The organism is Halomonas beimenensis (assembly GCF_002549795.1).
Classification (GTDB): domain Bacteria; phylum Pseudomonadota; class Gammaproteobacteria; order Pseudomonadales; family Halomonadaceae; genus Halomonas; species Halomonas beimenensis.
Map to the genome: position 1 here is coordinate 952122 of NZ_CP021435.1, position 19732 is coordinate 971853.

A 19732-nucleotide genomic window follows, 5' to 3' on the forward strand; every position below is an offset into this window, starting at 1 on the left:
GCCACGCCATGAATACCGATTACCGCAAGCCCCTGCCCGGCACCGGGCTGGACTACTTCGATACCCGCGAGGCGGTCGAGGCGATTCGTCCCGGCGCCTTCGAGACATTGACCTACACCGCCCGGGTGCTGGCCGAGCAGCTGGTGCGCCGTTGCGAGCCGGGCCTGCGCGACGCCGCCCTCGAGCAGATCATCGACGGCAAGCGCGACCTGGACTTCCCCTGGTACCCGGCACGGGTGGTCTGCCACGACATCCTCGGCCAGACGGCGCTGGTCGACCTGGCCGGCCTGCGCGACGCCATCGCCGAGCGCGGCGGCGACCCGGCCAAGGTCAACCCGGTGGTACCCACCCAGCTGATCGTCGACCACTCCCTGGCCGTGGAGCACGCCGGCTACGAGCCGGATGCCTTCGAGCGGAACCGGGCGGTGGAGGATCGCCGCAACGAGGATCGCTTCCACTTCATCGACTGGACGCGCACCGCCTTCGAGAACGTCGACGTCATCCCCGCCGGCAACGGCATCATGCACCAGATCAACCTGGAGAAGATGTCGCCGGTGGTGCAGGCCCGCGAGGGCGTGGCCTTCCCCGACACCTGCGTGGGCACCGACAGCCATACCCCGCACATCGACTGCCTGGGGGTGATCGCCATCGGCGTGGGCGGCCTCGAGGCCGAGACCGTGATGCTGGGTCGCCCCTCGATGATGCGCCTGCCCGACATCGTCGGCGTCAAGCTCACCGGCAAGCGCCAGCCCGGCATCACCGCCACCGACATCGTGCTGGCGATCACCGAGTTCCTGCGCCAGGAGCGCGTGGTCGGCGCCTACCTGGAGTTCTTCGGCGAGGGCGCGGCGAGCCTGACCATCGGCGACCGCGCCACCATCTCCAACATGACCCCGGAGTACGGCGCCACGGCGGCGATGTTCTACATCGACGACCAGACCCTAGACTACCTCAAGCTCACCGGCCGCGAGCCGGAGCAGGTGGCGCTGGTCGAGCAGTACGCCAAGACCAACGGCCTGTGGGCCGACGACCTGACCGGCGCGCGGTACGAGCGGGTGCTGGAGTTCGACCTCTCCACCGTGGAGCGCAACCTGGCCGGGCCGTCCAACCCGCACCGTCGCCTGCCGACCCGGGCGCTGCACGAGCGCGGCATCGCCGTCGATTGCGACAAGGCCCGGGAGGAGGAGCGCGAGGGGCTGATGCCCGACGGCGCGGTGATCATCGCCGCCATCACCAGCTGCACCAACACCTCCAATCCGCGCAATGTGGTGGCCGCCGGCCTGCTGGCCAAGAAGGCCAACGAGCTGGGGCTCATCCGCAAGCCCTGGGTGAAGTCGTCCTTCGCGCCGGGCTCCAAGGTGGCCCGCCTCTACCTGGAGGAAGCCGGCCTGCTGCCCGAGCTGGAAAAGCTCGGCTTCGGCATCGTCGCCTACGCCTGCACCACCTGCAACGGCATGTCCGGCGCCCTGGACCCGAAGATCCAGCAGGAGATCATCGACCGCGACCTCTATGCCACGGCGGTGCTCTCCGGCAACCGCAACTTCGACGGGCGCATCCATCCCTATGCCAAGCAGGCCTTCCTGGCCTCGCCGCCGCTGGTGGTCGCCTACGCCATCGCCGGCACCGTGCGCTTCGACATCGAGCAGGACGCGCTGGGCACCGACCCGGACGGCAACCCCATCACCCTCAAGGACCTGTGGCCCTCCGACGAGGAGATCGACGCCATCGTCGGCGAGTACGTCAAGCCGGAGCAGTTCCAGCAGGTCTACATCCCGATGTTCGACCTGGACGCCGTGGAGGCCGCCGAGAGCCCGCTTTACGACTGGCGCCCGCAGAGCACCTACATCCGTCGTCCGCCCTACTGGGAGGGCGCCATGGCCGGCGAGCGAGCGCTGACCGGCATGCGGCCGCTGGCGATCCTGCCGGACAACATCACCACCGATCACCTGTCGCCGTCCAACGCCATCATGGCCGACAGCGCCGCCGGCGAGTACCTGGCGAAGATGGGCCTGCCGGAAGAGGACTTCAACTCCTACGCCACCCACCGCGGCGATCACCTGACCGCCCAGCGGGCGACGCTGGCCAATCCCAAGCTGTTCAACGAGATGGTCCGCGACGAGGCCGGCGAGGTGATCCAGGGCTCGCTGGCGCGCGTCGAGCCGGAAGGCAAGGTGACGCGCATGTGGGAGGCCATCGAGACCTACATGGAGCGCCGCCAGCCCTTGATCATCATCGCCGGCGCCGACTACGGCCAGGGCTCGTCCCGGGACTGGGCGGCCAAGGGCGTGGCGCTGGCCGGCGTGGAGGCGATCGTCGCCGAGGGCTTCGAGCGCATCCACCGCACCAACCTGATCGGCATGGGCGTCATGCCGCTGCAGTTCGAGGAAGGCACCACCCGCCACACCCTGGGGCTGGACGGCACCGAGACCTATGACGTCGAGGGCGCGCCGGCTCCCGGGGCGGCCCTGACCCTGGTGATCCACCGCCAGGACGGCGGCGTCGAGCGGGTGCCGGTCATCTGTCGACTGGATACCGCGGAAGAGGTGTCGATCTACAAGGCGGGCGGCGTGCTGCAGCGATTCGCCCAGGACTTTCTGGAATCCGAGGAGGCGGCCAGCGCATGACGCAGATCAGGATTCCCGCCACCTACATGCGTGGCGGCACCAGCAAGGGCGTGTTCTTCCGCCTCGATGACCTCCCCGAGGCGGCCCGCGAGCCCGGCCCGGCCCGGGATGCCCTGCTGTTGCGGGTGATCGGCAGCCCCGATCCCTACGGCAAGCAGATCGACGGGATGGGCGGGGCCACCTCGAGCACCAGCAAGACGGTGATCCTGTCGAAGAGCGAGTCCCCCGACCACGACGTCGACTACCTGTTCGGCCAGGTCTCCATCGATCGGCCGTTCGTCGACTGGAGCGGGAATTGCGGCAATCTCTCGGCGGCGGTCGGGCCCTTCGCCATCGGCAACGGCCTGGTCGACCCGGCGCGCCTCCCGCGCAACGGCATCGCCGAGGTCCGCATCTGGCAGGCCAACATCGGCAAGACCATCATCGCCCATGTGCCGATCACCGACGGCGAGGTCCAGGAGACCGGCGACTTCGAGCTCGACGGCGTGACCTTCCCGGCCGCCGAGGTGGCGGTGGATTTCATGGATCCCGCCGACGGCGAAGGGGCCATGTTTCCCACCGGCAACGTCGTCGACGACCTGGAGGTGCCGGGCGTCGGCACCCTCCGGGCGACGCTGATCGACGCCGGCATCCCCACGGTCTTCGTCGATGCCGAGGCCATCGGCTACACCGGGGCCGAGCTGCAGGAGGCCATCAACGGCGATCCCGAGGCGTTGACCCGGTTCGAGTCGATCCGCGCCCACGGCGCCCTGCGCATGGGGCTCATCGAGCATCTCGACGAGGCGGCCCATCGGCAGCACACCCCCAAGGTGGCCTTCGTGGCGCCGCCCCGGGACTACGTCGCCTCCAGCGGCAAGAGCGTGGCCGGAAGCGACATCGACCTGCTGGTGCGCGCGCTGTCCATGGGCAAGCTGCATCACGCCATGATGGGCACGGCCGCCGTGGCCATCGCCACCGCGGCCGCCGTGCCCGGCACCCTCGTGAACCTGGCTGCCGGCGGCGGCGAGCGTACCGAGGTCCGTTTCGGCCATCCCTCCGGCACCCTGAGGGTGGGGGCCGAGGCGCGCGAGGGCGGCGGGGGCTGGACGGCGGTCAAGGCGACCATGAGCCGCAGCGCCCGGGTGTTGATGGAGGGCTGCGTCCGGGTGCCCGACGACAGCTTCTGACTCCTCCCGCGGACGTCGGTCATCCGGAATGGCGTTCTCCTGCCGCGCCCCGGTTCATCCCGGGGCGCTTTTCTATAGTAAGGGAGGACATCCGACGTCGCGGCAGGAGGGAAGCATGAGCGCCACCGTGGAAGCCAACGTCCGTCCGGACTATGACGACGAGCTGCAGAAGATCGCCGATTACGTCTTGCACTATCGCATCGACAGCGAGGAGGCGTTCGAGACCGCCCGTCACTGCCTGATGGACACCCTCGGGTGCGGGCTGCTGGCGCTGCGCTTCCCGGAGTGCACCAAGCATCTGGGGCCCCTGGTGGAAGGCACCCAGGTGCCCCACGGGTCGCGGGTTCCTGGCACCGCCCTTCGACTGGACCCGGTCAAGGCAGCCTGGGACATCGGGGCCCTGATCCGCTGGCTGGACTACAACGACACCTGGTTGGCCGCCGAGTGGGGGCATCCCTCCGACAACCTCGGGGGCATCCTGGCCGTCGCGGATCACCTCTCCCAGAAGCGAATCACCGAGGGCGAGGCTCCCCTCACCATGCGCACCGTGCTCGAGGCCATGATCAAGGCTCACGAGATCCAGGGCGTGCTGGCGCTCGAGAACGCCTTCAACCGGGTCGGCCTCGACCATGTCGTGCTGGTCAAGGTGGCGACCACCGCCGTGGTCGCCCACTTGATGGGCGCCGACCGCGAACGGCTGCTCTCCGCCCTGTCCCATGCCTGGGTGGATGGCCAGAGCCTGCGCACCTACCGGCATGCGCCCAATGCCGGCTCGCGCAAGAGCTGGGCCGCAGGCGATGCCACCTCCCGAGGGGTTCGCCTGGCCGATATCGCCCTGCGCGGCGAGATGGGCGTTCCCGGCGCGCTGTCGGCTCCCCAGTGGGGCTTCTATGACGTCCTGTTCAGCCACACCAACAAGGATCTGGCGACCAAGCCGGAGGGGGAGCGACGATTCCACTTCCAGCGGGAATTCGGCAGCTATGTGATGGAGCATATCCTGTTCAAGATTGCCTTCCCCGCCGAGTTCCACGCCCAGACCGCCTGTGAGGCGGCCGTGACCCTGCACCCCCGGGTCAGGGATCGTCTGGACGAGATCGAGCGCATCGTGCTGACCACCCACGAGTCGGCCATCCGCATCATCTCCAAGACGGGCGACCTGGCCAACCCTGCCGACCGTGACCATTGCCTGCAGTACATGACCGCGGTGCCCCTGGCCTTCGGCGAATTGACCGCCGAGCATTACGAGGATGACTTCCATGCCGCCCATCCGGTGATCGACGACCTGCGGGCCCGCATGGAGGTGGTCGAGGATCCGGAATATTCCCGGGACTACCTCGATCCCGACAAGCGCTCCATCGCCAACGCCATCCAGGTGTTCTTCACCGACGGCACGAGCACCGAAAAGGTCGAGGTCGAGTTTCCCCTTGGCCACCGCCGCCGCCGGGCCGAGGGGATCCCGGTGCTGGAAGAGAAGTTCCGCCGCAACCTGGCCACTCGCTTCCCGGCGTGGCGTTGCAACCGGATCTTCGCCCTCTGCCAGGATTCGGCGCATCTCGAGAGCATGCCGGTCAATCGCTTCCTCGATCACTTCATGATCTGACGGCCGCCGTCGCGCGGTTTTGGCTCGGGGGAGGCCGCCATGCCGAAACGGCATGGCGACGCCTTGGTAAGATCGCCGTCCCTGGTCTACAATTTTTTGATGCAAGGGGCTTGCGTCGTCCCGGGTTAATCCGTAAAGTACGCATCCGCTGCCGGCGACGGGTCACGTCCCAGGCGGTGAAGAGTGGCAGAAGTGCTTGTTTTGCCGAGGGTTTTTCGAAGGTTTCGAGAATCGCCCGCTTGACGGGCTCGCCGGTTTCGGTAGAATGCCCGCCACTCGATCGGACGCCATCTCGCCGAGATGGTCGCACGGTCGCCCGGGTCGCTTCCTCGGAAGTGGTCGAAAAAAAACGGGTTTGACACGACGCGCCGATCACGTAGAATACGCCTTCCTTGCAGGGCGCCGGCCAAGCGGACGGCAATGCAAGATGCTCTTTAACAATCGATCAGGTAATTCATGTGGGCGCTTGTCGGGATGTCGGTGACCAGTCACTGAATATCAAGGCAAGCGACTCGTCAAACGAGACGTTTGAACCTTGAGCCAGGTTTGGTTCCTGCCTTATGGAACTATCAAGCTTTTAAACTGAAGAGTTTGATCATGGCTCAGATTGAACGCTGGCGGCAGGCCTAACACATGCAAGTCGAGCGGAAACGATGGAAGCTTGCTTCCAGGCGTCGAGCGGCGGACGGGTGAGTAATGCATAGGAATCTGCCCGGTAGTGGGGGATAACCTGGGGAAACCCAGGCTAATACCGCATACGTCCTACGGGAGAAAGCAGGGGATCTTCGGACCTTGCGCTATCGGATGAGCCTATGTCGGATTAGCTAGTTGGTGAGGTAATGGCTCACCAAGGCCGCGATCCGTAGCTGGTCTGAGAGGATGATCAGCCACATCGGGACTGAGACACGGCCCGAACTCCTACGGGAGGCAGCAGTGGGGAATATTGGACAATGGGCGAAAGCCTGATCCAGCCATGCCGCGTGTGTGAAGAAGGCCCTCGGGTTGTAAAGCACTTTCAGTGAGGAAGAACGCTTGCGGGTTAATACCCCGCAGGAAGGACATCACTCACAGAAGAAGCACCGGCTAACTCCGTGCCAGCAGCCGCGGTAATACGGAGGGTGCGAGCGTTAATCGGAATTACTGGGCGTAAAGCGCGCGTAGGCGGCTTGATAAGCCGGTTGTGAAAGCCCCGGGCTCAACCTGGGAACGGCATCCGGAACTGTCAGGCTAGAGTGCAGGAGAGGAAGGTAGAATTCCCGGTGTAGCGGTGAAATGCGTAGAGATCGGGAGGAATACCAGTGGCGAAGGCGGCCTTCTGGACTGACACTGACGCTGAGGTGCGAAAGCGTGGGTAGCAAACAGGATTAGATACCCTGGTAGTCCACGCCGTAAACGATGTCGACTAGCCGTTGGGGTCCTCGAGACCTTTGTGGCGCAGTTAACGCGATAAGTCGACCGCCTGGGGAGTACGGCCGCAAGGTTAAAACTCAAATGAATTGACGGGGGCCCGCACAAGCGGTGGAGCATGTGGTTTAATTCGATGCAACGCGAAGAACCTTACCTACCCTTGACATCGAGCGAACTTTCCAGAGATGGATTGGTGCCTTCGGGAACGCTCAGACAGGTGCTGCATGGCTGTCGTCAGCTCGTGTTGTGAAATGTTGGGTTAAGTCCCGTAACGAGCGCAACCCTTGTCCCTATTTGCCAGCGATTCGGTCGGGAACTCTAGGGAGACTGCCGGTGACAAACCGGAGGAAGGTGGGGACGACGTCAAGTCATCATGGCCCTTACGGGTAGGGCTACACACGTGCTACAATGGCCGGTACAGAGGGTTGCAATGCCGCGAGGTGGAGCTAATCCCAAAAAGCCGGTCTCAGTCCGGATCGGAGTCTGCAACTCGACTCCGTGAAGTCGGAATCGCTAGTAATCGTGAATCAGAATGTCACGGTGAATACGTTCCCGGGCCTTGTACACACCGCCCGTCACACCATGGGAGTGGACTGCACCAGAAGTGGTTAGCCTAACTTCGGAGGGCGATCACCACGGTGTGGTTCATGACTGGGGTGAAGTCGTAACAAGGTAGCCGTAGGGGAACCTGCGGCTGGATCACCTCCTTAATCGACGACGTCGCCGGCACCCGGCAAGTGCCCACAATGAATTACCTGATCGGCCAGAGCAAAGACTGTTTGGGTATAGGCCCAGCGTGACCAATGGGTCTGTAGCTCAGTTGGTTAGAGCGCACCCCTGATAAGGGTGAGGTCGGCAGTTCAAGTCTGCCCAGACCCACCATTCTCTCGCTCAGTTGGTTGGAGCGCACCCCAGGGTGTGAAAGAGAGGAGGGTGAGGTCGCCGGGTTTCTTCAAGTCTGCCCAGACCCACCAAATTTGCGCAATACGTCGTTGCTTTCCTCCTCGTGTAGCAGGCTACACGTCGGCGAAAAGCGCCTCGTCTTGCACAAATTCCCATGTCGCGTGATGGGTGAGTCAGAGGGGCCTTAGCTCAGCTGGGAGAGCGCCTGCCTTGCACGCAGGAGGTCACCGGTTCGATCCCGGTAGGCTCCACCACGCTTGAGCTTGAAGCCGGAAGCTCGAAGAATCCCGACAGTCACTGAAGTTTTAAGCTAGACGCTTGAAAGGCAGGCCCTTTCTTCAAGCTTCCAGCTTAAAGCTTCTCGCTTTAAACGCTCTTTAACAATGTGAATCATGCTGACAAAGGCTCTTCCCGAGAGGGAAGGGCATGAGATACGTCTCAAGCGTATCCGGCAATTGTCGTTGTCGTCATCGCGGATCAGACCCCTTGGGGTTATATGGTCAAGCGATGAAGCGCATACGGTGGATGCCTTGGCAGCCAGAGGCGATGAAGGACGTGGAAGCCTGCGATAAGGCTCGGCGAGGTGGCAAACAACCTGCGACCCGGGCATTTCCGAATGGGGAAACCCACTCAGGGTAACCTGAGTATCCCGCACTGAATCCATAGGTGCGGGAGGCGAACCGGGGGAACTGAAACATCTAAGTACCCCGAGGAAAAGAAATCAACCGAGATTCCCCCAGTAGCGGCGAGCGAACGGGGACCAGCCCTTAAGCATGTGACCGGTTAGGCGAATGAGCTGGGAAGCTCAACGATACAGGGTGATAGTCCCGTAGCCGAAAGCCTGATCATGTGAAATCGAGTAGGTCGGGGCACGTGAAACCTTGACTGAAGACGGGGGGACCATCCTCCAAGGCTAAATACTCCTGGCTGACCGATAGTGAACCAGTACCGTGAGGGAAAGGCGAAAAGAACCCCGGAGAGGGGAGTGAAATAGACCCTGAAACCGTATGCGTACAAGCAGTGGGAGCGGGCGCGTCCCGTGACCGCGTACCTTTTGTATAATGGGTCAGCGACTTATTTTCAGTGGCGAGCTTAACCGTATAGGGGAGGCGTAGGGAAACCGAGTCTTAACTGGGCGACCAGTCGCTGGGAATAGACCCGAAACCGGGCGATCTATCCATGAGCAGGGTGAAGGTTGAGTAACATCAACTGGAGGCCCGAACCAGGATCTGTTGAAAAAGATTTGGATGACTTGTGGATCGGAGTGAAAGGCTAATCAAGCCCGGAGATAGCTGGTTCTCCTCGAAAGCTATTTAGGTAGCGCCTCACGTATCACCGCCGGGGGTAGAGCACTGTTTCGGCTAGGGGGTCATCCCGACTTACCAAACCGAGGCAAACTCCGAATACCGGTGAGTGCCAGCGTGGGAGACACACAGCGGGTGCTAACGTCCGTTGTGAAAAGGGAAACAACCCAGACCGTCAGCTAAGGTCCCGAAATCCTGGTTAAGTGGGAAACGATGTGGGAAGGCTTAGACAGCTAGGAGGTTGGCTTAGAAGCAGCCATCCTTTAAAGAAAGCGTAATAGCTCACTAGTCGAGTCGGCCTGCGCGGAAGATGTAACGGGGCTCAAACCAGGTACCGAAGCTACGGGTGCGTCGAATGACGCGCGGTAGAGGAGCGTCGTGTACGCCGACGAAGGTCAATCGAGAGGTTGGCTGGAGGTATCACGAGTGCGAATGCTGACATGAGTAACGATAAGGGGAGTGAAAAACTCCCCCGCCGGAAGACCAAGGGTTTCTGTTCGACGCTAATCGGAGCAGAGTGAGTCGGCCCCTAAGGCGAGGCCGAAAGGCGTAGTCGATGGGAAACGGGTCAATATTCCCGTACCTCACTGTATTGCGATGGGGGGACGAAGAAGGCTAGGTGAGCCAGGCGTTGGTTGTCCTGGTGAAAGTCAGTAGGCCGAGGAATCAGGCAAATCCGGTTCCTCAAGGCCGAGAGACGAGACGAACAGACTACGGTCTGGAAGTCATCGATGCCACGCTTCCAGGAAAAGCCTCTAAGCTTCAGATACAGTGGGACCGTACCCCAAACCGACACAGGTGGTCAGGTAGAGAATACCAAGGCGCTTGAGAGAACTCGGGTGAAGGAACTAGGCAAAATGGTGCCGTAACTTCGGGAGAAGGCACGCCGCCGTTACGTGAAGGCCCTCGCGGCCGGAGCGGAAGGCGGTCGAAGATACCAGGTGGCTGCAACTGTTTATTAAAAACACAGTACTCTGCAAACGCGTAAGCGGACGTATAGGGTATGACGCCTGCCCGGTGCCGGAAGGTTAATTGATGGTGTTAGCGTAAGCGAAGCTCCTGATCGAAGCCCCGGTAAACGGCGGCCGTAACTATAACGGTCCTAAGGTAGCGAAATTCCTTGTCGGGTAAGTTCCGACCTGCACGAATGGCGTAATGATGGCCACGCTGTCTCCACCCGAGACTCAGTGAAATTGAAATCGCAGTGAAGATGCTGTGTACCCGCGGCTAGACGGAAAGACCCCGTGAACCTTTACTACAGCTTCACACTGGACGCTGATGTTGCTTGTGTAGGATAGCTGGGAGGCTTGGAAACCCGGTCGCCAGATCGGGTGGAGCCGACCTTGAAATACCAGCCTGGCATCATTGGCGTTCTAACTCAGGTCCGTGATCCGGATCGAGGACCGTGTGTGGTGGGTAGTTTGACTGGGGCGGTCTCCTCCCAAAGCGTAACGGAGGAGCACGAAGGTACCCTCAGCACGGTTGGAAATCGTGCAATGAGTGCAAGAGCATAAGGGTGCTTAACTGCGAGACAGACACGTCGAGCAGGTACGAAAGTAGGTTCTAGTGATCCGGTGGTTCTGTATGGAAGGGCCATCGCTCAACGGATAAAAGGTACTCCGGGGATAACAGGCTGATACCGCCCAAGAGTTCACATCGACGGCGGTGTTTGGCACCTCGATGTCGGCTCATCACATCCTGGGGCTGAAGTCGGTCCCAAGGGTATGGCTGTTCGCCATTTAAAGTGGTACGCGAGCTGGGTTTAGAACGTCGTGAGACAGTTCGGTCCCTATCTGCCGTGGGCGCTGGAGATTTGAGAAGCGCTGCTCCTAGTACGAGAGGACCGGAGTGGACGTACCTCTGGTGTTCCGGTTGTCACGCCAGTGGCACTGCCGGGTAGCTATGTACGGACGGGATAACCGCTGAAAGCATCTAAGCGGGAAGCCCCCTTCAAGATGAGATCTCCCCGAGGCCTCGAGCCTCCTGAAGGGCCCAGCAAGACCAGCTGGTTGATAGGCCGGGTGTGGAAGCGCTGCAAGGCGTTGAGCTAACCGGTACTAATGGCCCGTGAGGCTTGACCATATAACACCCAAGTGGTCTGTCGATGACGGACGACAGCGGATACGCGAGACGTAGCTCGCCAGCATGATTCGCATTGCCCTTTTCGCCTGACGACCATAGCGTGCGGGAACCACCTGATCCCATGCCGAACTCAGCAGTGAAACCGCTCAGCGCCGATGGTAGTGTGGGGCTTCCCCATGCGAGAGTAGGTCATCGTCAGGCACTTATTCGGAAAAGGTCCCGGTTGTGACAGCAGCCGGGGCCTTTTCATGTCTGGGCGCCGCCCGAGCGAAGGGCTTCCCCATGGAGAGTCGCGGGGAGCCGCCGTCCGGATGGCCGGCCCGATCATCATCAGGTTCTCATTCGGAACAGGCCCCGGGCTCGAGAGAGCTCGGGGCCTTTTCATTTCAGCATTCGCCATCCCATGCAGAAGCCTCGGGCTCGAAGGAGTCCGGGGCTTTTCTTCATCTGCACCTTCGGCTTGCCGAATGCTGCGAACCTTCACCCTTGCCCCAAGAGGAGAGCGCGGCCGGAGTCGGCCGACAGCATTGCATGAGCGAACGACACGACACCTCGACGACCACCGCCGCTTCCGTCCCGGGGCGGCTGGGTGATCCCCTGGTGATCGGCCTGAGCGTCGGTTTCATCCTGGGGTTCATCGCCCTGTCGCTGTACGACATCGATCTGGTGGCGGAAGGGATCGCCTCGGGCTTTGCCTGGACCGCCGGGACGCTCGGCAGCTATTTTCAGCTTCTCCTGCTGGTGACCTTCCTGGTGGCCATCGGGCTGGCCTTCTCCCCGGTGGCCGGTGCCAGGGTCGGCAATCTCGAGGCTCCCGAGCTGAGTACCTTCAAGTGGCTGTCGATCATCATGTGCACGCTGCTGGCCGGCGGGGGCGTGTTCTTCGCCGCCGGCGAGCCGGTCTACCACTTCGTGGTCACGCCCCCGGCCTTCGACACCGAGGCGGGCACTCCGGAGGCGGTGGCCAGCGCCCTGGCCCAGTCCTTCATGCACTGGGGCTTCCTGGCCTGGGCGGTGCTCGGCTCGCTGACCGCGGTGGTCCTGGCGCATGCTCATTACGTCAAAGGGTTGCCGCTCCAGCCGCGGACCCTGCTTACGCCGGTTCTCGGCGAAGGCATCATGCGCGGCTGGTTCGGCGGCCTGGTGGACGCCCTGTGCGTGATCGCCGTGGTCGCCGGCACCGTGGGGCCGATCGGCTTCCTGGCCACCCAGGTCAGCTTCGGCCTGCACGAGCTGTTCGGGCTGCCCGAGGGCTATGGCACCCAGCTGGCCATCCTGGTCGTCCTGGGCGCGGTCTACGTGACCTCGGCGATGACCGGCATCCACCGCGGCATCCAGCTGCTCAGTCGCTTCAACGTCTTCCTGGCGCTGGCGATCGCCGCGGTGATCTTCCTGTTCGGGCCGACTCAGTTCCTGGTCAACGCTTTCACCCAGGGCTTCGGCGAGTACCTGACTTCCTTCTTCACCATGGCCACCATGACTTCCCAGACCGCCCCGGACTGGTGGATGCAGTGGTGGACGGTGTTCTTCTTCGCCTGGTTCATCGGCTACGGGCCGCTGATGGCGATCTTCGTCGCGCGCATCTCCCGGGGCCGCACCATCCGCCAGATGATCCTGGCCGTGGCGGTGATGGCGCCGATCGCCACCACCGTCTGGTTCACCCTGCTGGGCGGCTCGGGCATCCACTACCAACTGACCGGCGCCATCGACCTGACCTCGGCCCTCGCCGACTTCCAGTTCGACGTGGCGACCCTGACCGTGGCTCAGGCCCTGCCTGGCGGTCCCCTGATGGCCCTGGCCATCCTGGTGCTGACCACCATCTTCGTGGCCACCACCGGGGACTCGATGAGCTACGCGATATCCGTGGTGGGCGCCGGACACGATGCGCCCAATGCCCTGGTCCGGGCCTTCTGGGGCATCGCCATGGCGTTGATGGCGGCGATCCTGTTGTACATGGGAGCCGGTCAGATCGGCGCCCTCCAGCAGTTCATCGTGATCACCGCCATCCCGGTCTCCCTGGTCCTGCTGCCCTCGCTGTGGACGGGGCCTCAGGCGGCCATCGCCATGGCCCGCGAGCAGGGGATCGCCGGGACCGCCCGCCGGCCGTCGCCGAGCGCCTGAAGTCGGTCCGCCCGTCGCTCGTCGACGGGCGTCCTGCTACCATAGCGCCCTCTGTGACGATGGAGCCCGCGCCGTGACCCTGACGACGCCTGCCTTGCTGTTCCCTGCCATTTCGCTGCTGTTGCTGGCCTACACCAACCGTTTCCTGGTGCTGGCCCAGCTGATCCGCAAGCTGGCCGACGAGGTGCGCGACCAGCACCAGGCGACGGCGGCTCGCCAGATCCTGCTGTTGCGCAAGCGGATCTCCCTGACCAAGCGCATGCAGCTGGCCGGGGTGCTGAGCTTCCTGCTGTGCACCCTGTCGATGTTCGCCCTCTTCCTCGAGTGGACCCAGCCGGGCGTCTGGCTGTTCGGCATCAGCCTGGTGAGCCTGTCGATCTCGCTGATCTATTCCTTCTGGGAGATCCTGCTCTCCACCAATGCCCTCAACGTCCAGCTGCAGGACATCGAGGACCTGTGGCGCTCCGCCGGCCGTCGCGAACGCCAGGACAAGGAGTCTCCTTCATCATGACCGTGCCCAATGCCCTGCTGTTGTATTGTCGTCCGGGCTTCGAGCCGGATCTGGCCGCGGAGATCCTCGACAAGGCAGCCCGGCTCGGCGAGCCGGGAGCCCCCCGCTTCGAGCGTGGCGAGGGGAGCGTGCGCTTCGAGCTGGCCGGCGAGCGACCGGCCAATGCGCTGCACCGCGAGCTGCCGCTGACCTCGCTGGTATTCGCCCGTCAGAGCCTGGTGGCCCTGCCGCCTCTCGCCCTCGACCGCGAGGACCGGCTCTCGGCCATCGTCGCCCAGGTCCGGGACAGCGGCTGGAGCTTCGAGTCGGTCTGGCAGGAGACGCCGGACACCAACGAGGCCAAGGCCCTGGCCGGGCTGATCAAGGCACTCCGGCGACCGCTGGAGTCGAGCTTGAGGAAGTGCGGGGCGTTGAGGCGCAAGGCAGGAGGGCGCCGTCTTCATCTGCTGTGGAGCGATGGGGACCGGGTGCAGCTGGGCATGAGCTTCCCGGGGAATCGCAGCGACCTTCCCGGCGGCATCCGCCGGCTGCGCTTTCCCCATGATGCCCCCAGCCGCTCGACCCTGAAGCTCGAGGAAGCCTGGCACGAGTTCGTGCCCCGGGAGCAGTGGGAGGCGCGCCTGGCCGAGGGGATGCAGGCGGCGGACCTGGGCGCGGCTCCGGGGGGCTGGACCTGGCAGCTGGTGCATCGCGGCATGCAGGTGTTCGCCATCGATAACGGACCCATGGATCGCAAGCTGATGGCGACCGGCCTGGTGGAGCACCTCCGGGAGGATGGCTTCGTGTGGGCGCCGCCCGGTCGGCTGGACTGGCTGGTGTGCGATATCGTCGACAAGCCCGCCAGGGTGATCGCCATGGTCGAGCGCTGGCTGATCCGGCGCTGGTGCCGGGAGGCGGTGTTCAATCTCAAGCTGCCGATGAAGCGTCGCTGGGAAGCGGTCGCGGAAGGGCTGGCCCGGCTCGACGAGGCTCTGGCCGAGGCGGGGATACCCGCCGAGATCGGCTGCCGTCACCTCTACCATGATCGGGAAGAGGTGACGGTGCATGTACGGTTGCTGTGCTGAGTCCTCAGTAGCTGTGCTGGTAGACGCGGATGCGCTCTTCTTCGGTGAGCAGCGGGTAGAGGTCCTGCATGATCCGGCTGCGCTGCTCGCTGTCCCGCCACTCCTTCCAGGCGCGCAGGTCGCGCCATGTGGTGATGATCAGGCGTCGGTCGCTGTGCCCCATCTCGACGAGGGTCTCGCCGCCCCCGAATCCCGGGGCGCTCAGGACCTGGCGCATGGCCTCTCGGGCGACCTCCTCGTATTCTGCCTCTAGCCCGGGCATGATACGACGCTCGATAATGATCTTGATCATCCGTTCACTCCCTACTCACTCCGTTTCCCGAGGCGAGGTCATTGATGGTTGATTCCACGGATTCCCTGCCAGCCTGTCATGCCGAGCTGGATACCACCGGACTCTACTGCCCCGAGCCGATCATGCTGATGCACAACAAGGTGCGCGACATGCAGCCGGGCGAGATCCTCAAGGTGATCGCCAGCGATCCGGCCACCACCCGCGACGTGCCCAAGTTCTGTGGCTTCCTCGGTCACGAGCTGGTGGCCCAGCGCGAGGAGGATGGCCGATATCTCTACTTTATCCGCCTGGGTTGAGCCCTCACCACCGAGGGCTTTCAACCCTCCTGGTCGGCGGGCATGACCATCAGCGCCAGGGCCTCCAGGGTGGCGGGATCCTCGCGGCGAATGCGGTTGGCGATCTGGCGCTGGAAGAAGTAGACCACCCGGTGCCGGCTGTGGCCGGGGTAGAGGCAGGCATCACCCGGCAGGATGGGCGTGGAGTCGATCAGGCGCTCGTCGGCCAGCAGGGCCTCCACGGCGCCGTCGCTGTAGAGTCGCCATCCGAACACCTGCTTGAGCTGCCAGGGCTCCCCGCTGTCGTCCATGCACAGGGCATGGGTGCCCTGGGTCTCGGGTAACTGCTGGATCAGGGTGGGTTCCTCGGTCGCTTCGTATTCGAAGTAGGCCGCGGCCTGCTCGAGCTCCGTCACCTTGTGGTCGGGCGGGTCCTCGAAGAGTTCCTCCGTCTCCGGGTCTCGGTAGCCGATGAAGTGGCCATGCTCGGGGTCCTCGAGCGACTGGCAGGGCGTCAGGCGTTCCATCCAGGGCACCAGGCCGACGACTTCACCGTCCTCGCGAAGCCCCCAGGCGAGCAGGGGCATGCCGTAGTAGGCATCGGATTCGCTGGGCAGGTGGTACACCATCTCCAGGCCGTCGAGTTCCGGCGCAAGGCGGATCAGGCGTTTGCGGGCCTGCTGGCGTTGGCGCATGGTCTCCAGGTCGATGACCCGGGCGGGGCGAGGTGACAGCGGGATACCCATGAAGTCCCTCCAGCAGCTGCGTGAACACGGCATTGGCCCGTCGGGCCGGTCGGCAGCGCACAACGTCACTGTCATCCCATCAATAGCACAGAGTGGTGACCGAGGTTAAGCCTCGGATGTCATCGACAGCGTTGCGCCAAGGATTCGCGCAGTGCCTCGTGGTGTTGCCGGGCGGCCACGAGCGCCGGCCAGGGGGCCTCGGGGGCCTCCAGGGACAGCCAGCGGCGTCGGTAGGCCGTGACCGCCGGCGGGGCGTCCACCGGATGGGCGTCGAGCAGGCGATGGATGGCGGCGAGCCAGCGCCGGGCGCCGTCCTCCAGGCGCGGCAGCCAGGCGGCCAGTCGCCGGGCCTCGTCGGAGTTCGTGAGGCCGGCGAGCTCGACGGGACAGGTGCCGGCCCCGGCGAGTTCCGCCTGGAGGAGGTCCGAGGCCTCTCTCAGCCGCTGTGCGGCAAGCATCAGGGCCCGCAGTAGCTCGGCGGTCAGCGGCCGGGTCTGCAGGGTTTGAAGGTGGCCCTCGAGGGTGGCGGAGTCCGGCGGCCAGCGGCGATCGAACTGATGAAGGGTGGCTTCCCGCAGGTAGGCCAGGGCGGGCAGTTGCTCATCCACCGCGCCTAGCTCGTCCGGCGCCAGCGGGGTGCTGGCCCGGGAGAAGCTGCCGACCCATTCGCTCGAGTCGAAGAGGGCATTCCAGCTCGCCCTGGGAAGTTGCTCGGTCTTGGTCCGTGTCAGCCTGGCCAGCCGGGCGCGACCGGCCTCGTCGAGCGTGGCCGGCACCTCCGTGTTCCAGCAGCCGCTCAGGCGGCGCCACAGGGACAGCTCATAGAGCCAGCGCTGACTGGGGGCGGCCACTCGGCCCAGCTGGTTGTTGCGCTCGGCGACCAGGTTGGCGATATGGCATCCGCGCAGGGCGAAGACATCGAGGAATCCCTCCCGGATCTCCGGAACGGAGAACAACCGAGCGTCCCGCCCGGGAAAGGCCCCGATATTGGCCGGCGACCGGGGACTGGGCGCGGCCAGGTCGAGCGTCTCGGCCAGTCGCCGCTGGTAGTCGCCGAGCAGGACCTCCGCGGGCCCGTCCCCGCAGCCCGACAGCAGGGCCAGCGTCGCCATCAGCAGGCCTTTAGGCCGGAATTTCCATCTCGCCATGTGCCACTGCCTTGCTCCGTCGTCTCAACCGTTCCCCCAGCAGGAGGGCCGCCACCGTGAGTCCGGCCACCAGCCCGATCCAGTAGCCGTACACGCCGAGTGGCGGCGTCCAGCCGAAGAGGCCATGGTCTCCGAGCCAGTGGCCGCCCCCCAGGCCGACCAGCCAGTAGGCCAGCAGGGTGATCAGCATGATCACCCGGGTGTCCTTGTAGCCCCGCAGGGCCCCCGCCAGATTGACCTGGAGGGAGTCGGAAACCTGGTAGAGCATCGCCAGGCCCACCAGCGACAGGGTGATGCGAGTCACCTCGGGATTGTGGGTATAGAGTCCGATGACCGGTTCGGCGGTGATCCACAGCAGCAGGCAGTTGAGCAGGGCCACGGCCACCGCGACCAGGATGCCGTTCCAGGCTACCAGCCGCGCGCGGTCGAGCCTTCCCTGGCCGAGCGTGTTGCCCACCCGCACGGTCAGCGCCATGCCCAGCGACAATGGCAGCATGAACAGCAGGGAGGTGTAGTTCAGCGCCACCTGGTGGGCGGCCACCGTGATCTCTCCGAGGCTGGCGATGAACAGGGCGATCAGGGTGAACAGGGTCACCTCCACGAAGATCGCCACCCCGATCGGCACCCCCACGTACAGCAGTTCGCCGATCAGTCGCCAGCGCGGCGGGGTCGGCGAGCGCCACAGCTCGATGTTCCCGTAGGCCCGGCTGCGCCGGGTATAGAGCACCATGGCCAGGCTCATCACCCACATCGACAGCGCCGTGGCGATGCCGCAACCCACCGCCCCCAGCGCCGGCAGGCTCGCCAGGGGGGACGGCAGCCAGGGGCCGAACAGCGTCGTGAGGCCCTCGCCGCCATAGATCAACAGGTAGTTGCTGGGGACGTTCACGCCGAGCCCCACCAGGCTGATCCACAGCGAGGGGCGGGTATGGTTCATGCCGTCGGAGAAGGCGCGCAGCGCCTGGAACACCGCCACGCCGGGAAGCCCCAGGGCCACCGCGGCCAGGTAGCCGGCAGAGCGTTCCGCCACGGCGTCAGGGACGGCCATCAGCCGGAACACCGGCATGGCCGCCGTCCACAGCAGGCCGGCGGCGACCAGCCCCAGGACCACGCCGATCCACAGCGCCTGGTGCACCTGGACGCGAATCCCGTCACGGCGATCGCCACCCATCAGGTGGGCGACCACCGGCGTCAGCCCCATCAGGGTGCCGGTCATGAACAGCATCAGGGGCATCCACAGGCTCGATCCCACCGATACCGCTGCCAGGTCGGTGGCGCTCAGGCGGCCGGTCATCATCACGTCCACCACGCTCATGCCCGCCTGGGCGAGCTGGGCGCCGCAGATGGGCAGGGCCAGGTGGATCAGGGGGCGCGTCTCCTTGCGCGAGACGGCGATCAGGTCGGAGGCGAAGGCTCTCAAGGGGTGCTCCATGCCGATGGCGAAGGCGGGCCCCGGGCTCCATGCGTGCGGGGCGGACGTACAGTCTATCAAGGGCCGCCGGGGTTCGCCGCGCCTCACCCGAAGCCGGCGCGCCGCAACCCCTCGAGATAGTGGGAGGCGTCTTCCTGAGCTCGCCACCCGAGGGCGGCGATCTCAATCGGAGGGGCGCTCACGCTCGATACCCGCGAAGGGGCTCAGACGCAGACCGTCGAGGAAGCCCCGGCGCAGTTCACCGGGACCGCGAATGTCCAGCTCGCCGGTCCGACGAGCGACGTCGAGGGGAGTGTCCCCGAGCCAGACGGCGGTCATCACCGGCAGGGACACGGCCACGTAGAGGTCGATCCCGAAGCCGGGGTCCTTGAGGCAGACATCCGCCTGGCCGGCCTCGAGGATCAGCCAGTAGAAGCGTCGCGGCGCGGGCATGTCGGTGAACTCGAAGCGCACCAGGGTGCGGCGGGGGGGCAGGCGATCGAGGTGCAGGCGTCGGTGCAGGTCCCACATCAGCAGGTCGGGATCCAGGTCCTCGGCGGTGGTCGTCCGGCGGACCCAACGCTTGCCCCAGGTGCCCAGGGCCTCGATCACCGGCCGCAGGGCCTCGCCGGCGTCGGTCAGGTGGTAGGTGCTACCGCCGCCGTCGGCGGCACTCCGCGCCACCAGGCCCTCGTCCTCGAGCCGCTTGAGCCGCTGGGAGAGCAGCGAGGGCGACATCCGCGGCACGCCCCGGCGCAGGTCATTGAAGTGCCGGCTGCCGCACAGCAGCTCCCGCATCACCAGCGGCGTCCACCGCTCGGCGACGATCTCGGCGGCCTTGGCCACCGGACAGAACTGGCCGTATCCCTTTCCCATCTTCCTGACCCTAGCAGCCTGTCGGGTTTGACCGATCGTCACGAGAATCACGGATTTCGAGTCAAATTAATCGATCGATTGAGGCGAATAGCCCGCTATTTCACGAAATGGATCGAATCAAGTTGGCCGAAAGACCGGGATTTGCAGTAGATCAGTGTTAAGTCTGACAGGCTGCTAGTCCAGGCTCCACCGGGGGTACAAA

12 protein-coding genes, 2 tRNA genes and 3 rRNA genes are annotated in these 19732 nt (G+C 64.6%); 12 read left to right on the top strand and 5 right to left on the bottom strand.

Annotation, left to right across the window (positions count from 1 at the left end):
* Positions 1 to 8: 8 nt before the first annotated feature.
* The 11 genes from acnD (at position 9) to rlmM (ending at position 14782) form a co-directional block, all read left to right on the top strand.
* Positions 9 to 2624 carry a Fe/S-dependent 2-methylisocitrate dehydratase AcnD gene (gene acnD / locus BEI_RS04485; protein ID WP_097788393.1) on the top strand — a complete coding sequence of 872 codons (2616 nt, stop codon included), beginning with the start codon at positions 9 to 11 and terminating at the stop codon, positions 2622 to 2624.
* A complete protein-coding gene (gene prpF, locus BEI_RS04490) occupies positions 2621 to 3790 on the top strand; it encodes a 2-methylaconitate cis-trans isomerase PrpF (RefSeq protein WP_097788394.1) in 1170 nt (389 codons plus the stop codon). Before acnD ends, prpF begins: the two co-directional genes overlap by 4 nt.
* A gap of 115 nt (positions 3791 to 3905) precedes the next feature.
* Positions 3906 to 5390, top strand: coding sequence for a 2-methylcitrate dehydratase (prpD, locus tag BEI_RS04495; RefSeq protein ID WP_097788395.1), 1485 nt, complete (start codon positions 3906 to 3908; stop codon positions 5388 to 5390).
* Positions 5391 to 5969: 579 nt separating this feature from the next.
* A 16S ribosomal RNA gene (locus BEI_RS04500) occupies positions 5970 to 7507 on the top strand.
* A gap of 95 nt (positions 7508 to 7602) precedes the next feature.
* Positions 7603 to 7679: transfer RNA gene (locus tag BEI_RS04505), tRNA-Ile, on the top strand.
* A gap of 199 nt (positions 7680 to 7878) precedes the next feature.
* A tRNA-Ala gene (locus BEI_RS04510) sits at positions 7879 to 7954 on the top strand.
* A 244-nt stretch (positions 7955 to 8198) separates the two neighbouring features.
* Positions 8199 to 11086: ribosomal RNA gene (locus BEI_RS04515) — 23S ribosomal RNA — on the top strand.
* 85 nt (positions 11087 to 11171) lie between these two features.
* Positions 11172 to 11287: ribosomal RNA gene (gene rrf / locus BEI_RS04520) — 5S ribosomal RNA — on the top strand.
* The 16S, 23S and 5S rRNA genes sit together here with 2 tRNA genes alongside, the layout of an rRNA operon.
* Before the next feature lie 330 nt (positions 11288 to 11617).
* A complete protein-coding gene (locus tag BEI_RS04525; RefSeq protein ID WP_097788396.1) occupies positions 11618 to 13207 on the top strand; it encodes a BCCT family transporter in 1590 nt (529 codons plus the stop codon).
* A gap of 73 nt (positions 13208 to 13280) precedes the next feature.
* A complete protein-coding gene (locus BEI_RS04530; RefSeq protein WP_097788397.1) occupies positions 13281 to 13718 on the top strand; it encodes a DUF2721 domain-containing protein in 438 nt (145 codons plus the stop codon).
* On the top strand, positions 13715 to 14782 hold the full coding sequence (gene rlmM, locus BEI_RS04535; protein ID WP_097788398.1) for a 23S rRNA (cytidine(2498)-2'-O)-methyltransferase RlmM: 1068 nt from the start codon (positions 13715 to 13717) through the stop codon (positions 14780 to 14782). The genes BEI_RS04530 and rlmM overlap by 4 nt, the downstream gene beginning before the upstream one ends.
* 4 nt (positions 14783 to 14786) lie before the next feature.
* Here the strand turns inward: rlmM and BEI_RS04540 are convergent, their stop codons facing one another.
* A complete protein-coding gene (locus BEI_RS04540) occupies positions 14787 to 15074 on the bottom strand; it encodes an antibiotic biosynthesis monooxygenase family protein (RefSeq protein WP_097788399.1) in 288 nt (95 codons plus the stop codon).
* A gap of 44 nt (positions 15075 to 15118) precedes the next feature.
* Between BEI_RS04540 and tusA the strand changes: the two genes are divergently transcribed.
* Positions 15119 to 15370: a sulfurtransferase TusA gene (gene tusA, locus BEI_RS04545; protein ID WP_097788400.1), complete on the top strand. Its 252-nt coding sequence runs from the start codon at positions 15119 to 15121 to the stop codon at positions 15368 to 15370.
* Between the two features lie 20 nt (positions 15371 to 15390).
* Here tusA and BEI_RS04550 read toward each other — a convergent pair whose 3' ends face one another.
* From BEI_RS04550 to BEI_RS04565, 4 genes are all read right to left on the bottom strand, one after another.
* Positions 15391 to 16095 (bottom strand): hypothetical protein, encoded by a 705-nt coding sequence (locus BEI_RS04550; protein ID WP_097788401.1) that lies wholly within the window; start codon positions 16093 to 16095, stop codon positions 15391 to 15393.
* A 119-nt stretch (positions 16096 to 16214) separates the two neighbouring features.
* A complete protein-coding gene (locus BEI_RS04555; protein WP_227644570.1) occupies positions 16215 to 17207 on the bottom strand; it encodes a DUF3080 family protein in 993 nt (330 codons plus the stop codon).
* Between the two features lie 10 nt (positions 17208 to 17217).
* Positions 17218 to 18675 carry an MATE family efflux transporter gene (locus BEI_RS04560; RefSeq protein ID WP_097788403.1) on the bottom strand — a complete coding sequence of 486 codons (1458 nt, stop codon included), beginning with the start codon at positions 18673 to 18675 and terminating at the stop codon, positions 17218 to 17220.
* A 162-nt stretch (positions 18676 to 18837) separates the two neighbouring features.
* The gene (locus BEI_RS04565; RefSeq protein ID WP_097788404.1) at positions 18838 to 19530 is read right to left on the bottom strand and encodes a winged helix-turn-helix transcriptional regulator; all 693 of its coding nucleotides are present in this window, start codon (positions 19528 to 19530) and stop codon (positions 18838 to 18840) included.
* Positions 19531 to 19732: the final 202 nt, after the last annotated feature.

Bases quoted from the DNA above. Each gene is read 5' to 3' on its own strand.
- BEI_RS04550 (WP_097788401.1), bottom strand. From the start codon at position 16,095: ATGGGTATCCCGCTGTCACCTCGCCCCGCCCGGGTCATCGACCTGGAG.
- BEI_RS04560 (WP_097788403.1), bottom strand. From the start codon at position 18,675: ATGGAGCACCCCTTGAGAGCCTTCGCCTCCGACCTGATCGCCGTCTCG.
- prpD (WP_097788395.1), top strand. From the start codon at position 3,906: ATGAGCGCCACCGTGGAAGCCAACGTCCGTCCGGACTATGACGACGAG.
- BEI_RS04565 (WP_097788404.1), bottom strand. From the start codon at position 19,530: ATGGGAAAGGGATACGGCCAGTTCTGTCCGGTGGCCAAGGCCGCCGAG.
- BEI_RS04540 (WP_097788399.1), bottom strand. From the start codon at position 15,074: ATGATCAAGATCATTATCGAGCGTCGTATCATGCCCGGGCTAGAGGCA.
- BEI_RS04525 (WP_097788396.1), top strand. From the start codon at position 11,618: ATGAGCGAACGACACGACACCTCGACGACCACCGCCGCTTCCGTCCCG.
- acnD (WP_097788393.1), top strand. From the start codon at position 9: ATGAATACCGATTACCGCAAGCCCCTGCCCGGCACCGGGCTGGACTAC.
- prpF (WP_097788394.1), top strand. From the start codon at position 2,621: ATGACGCAGATCAGGATTCCCGCCACCTACATGCGTGGCGGCACCAGC.
- BEI_RS04555 (WP_227644570.1), bottom strand. From the start codon at position 17,207: ATGGCGACGCTGGCCCTGCTGTCGGGCTGCGGGGACGGGCCCGCGGAG.
- tusA (WP_097788400.1), top strand. From the start codon at position 15,119: ATGGTTGATTCCACGGATTCCCTGCCAGCCTGTCATGCCGAGCTGGAT.
- rlmM (WP_097788398.1), top strand. From the start codon at position 13,715: ATGACCGTGCCCAATGCCCTGCTGTTGTATTGTCGTCCGGGCTTCGAG.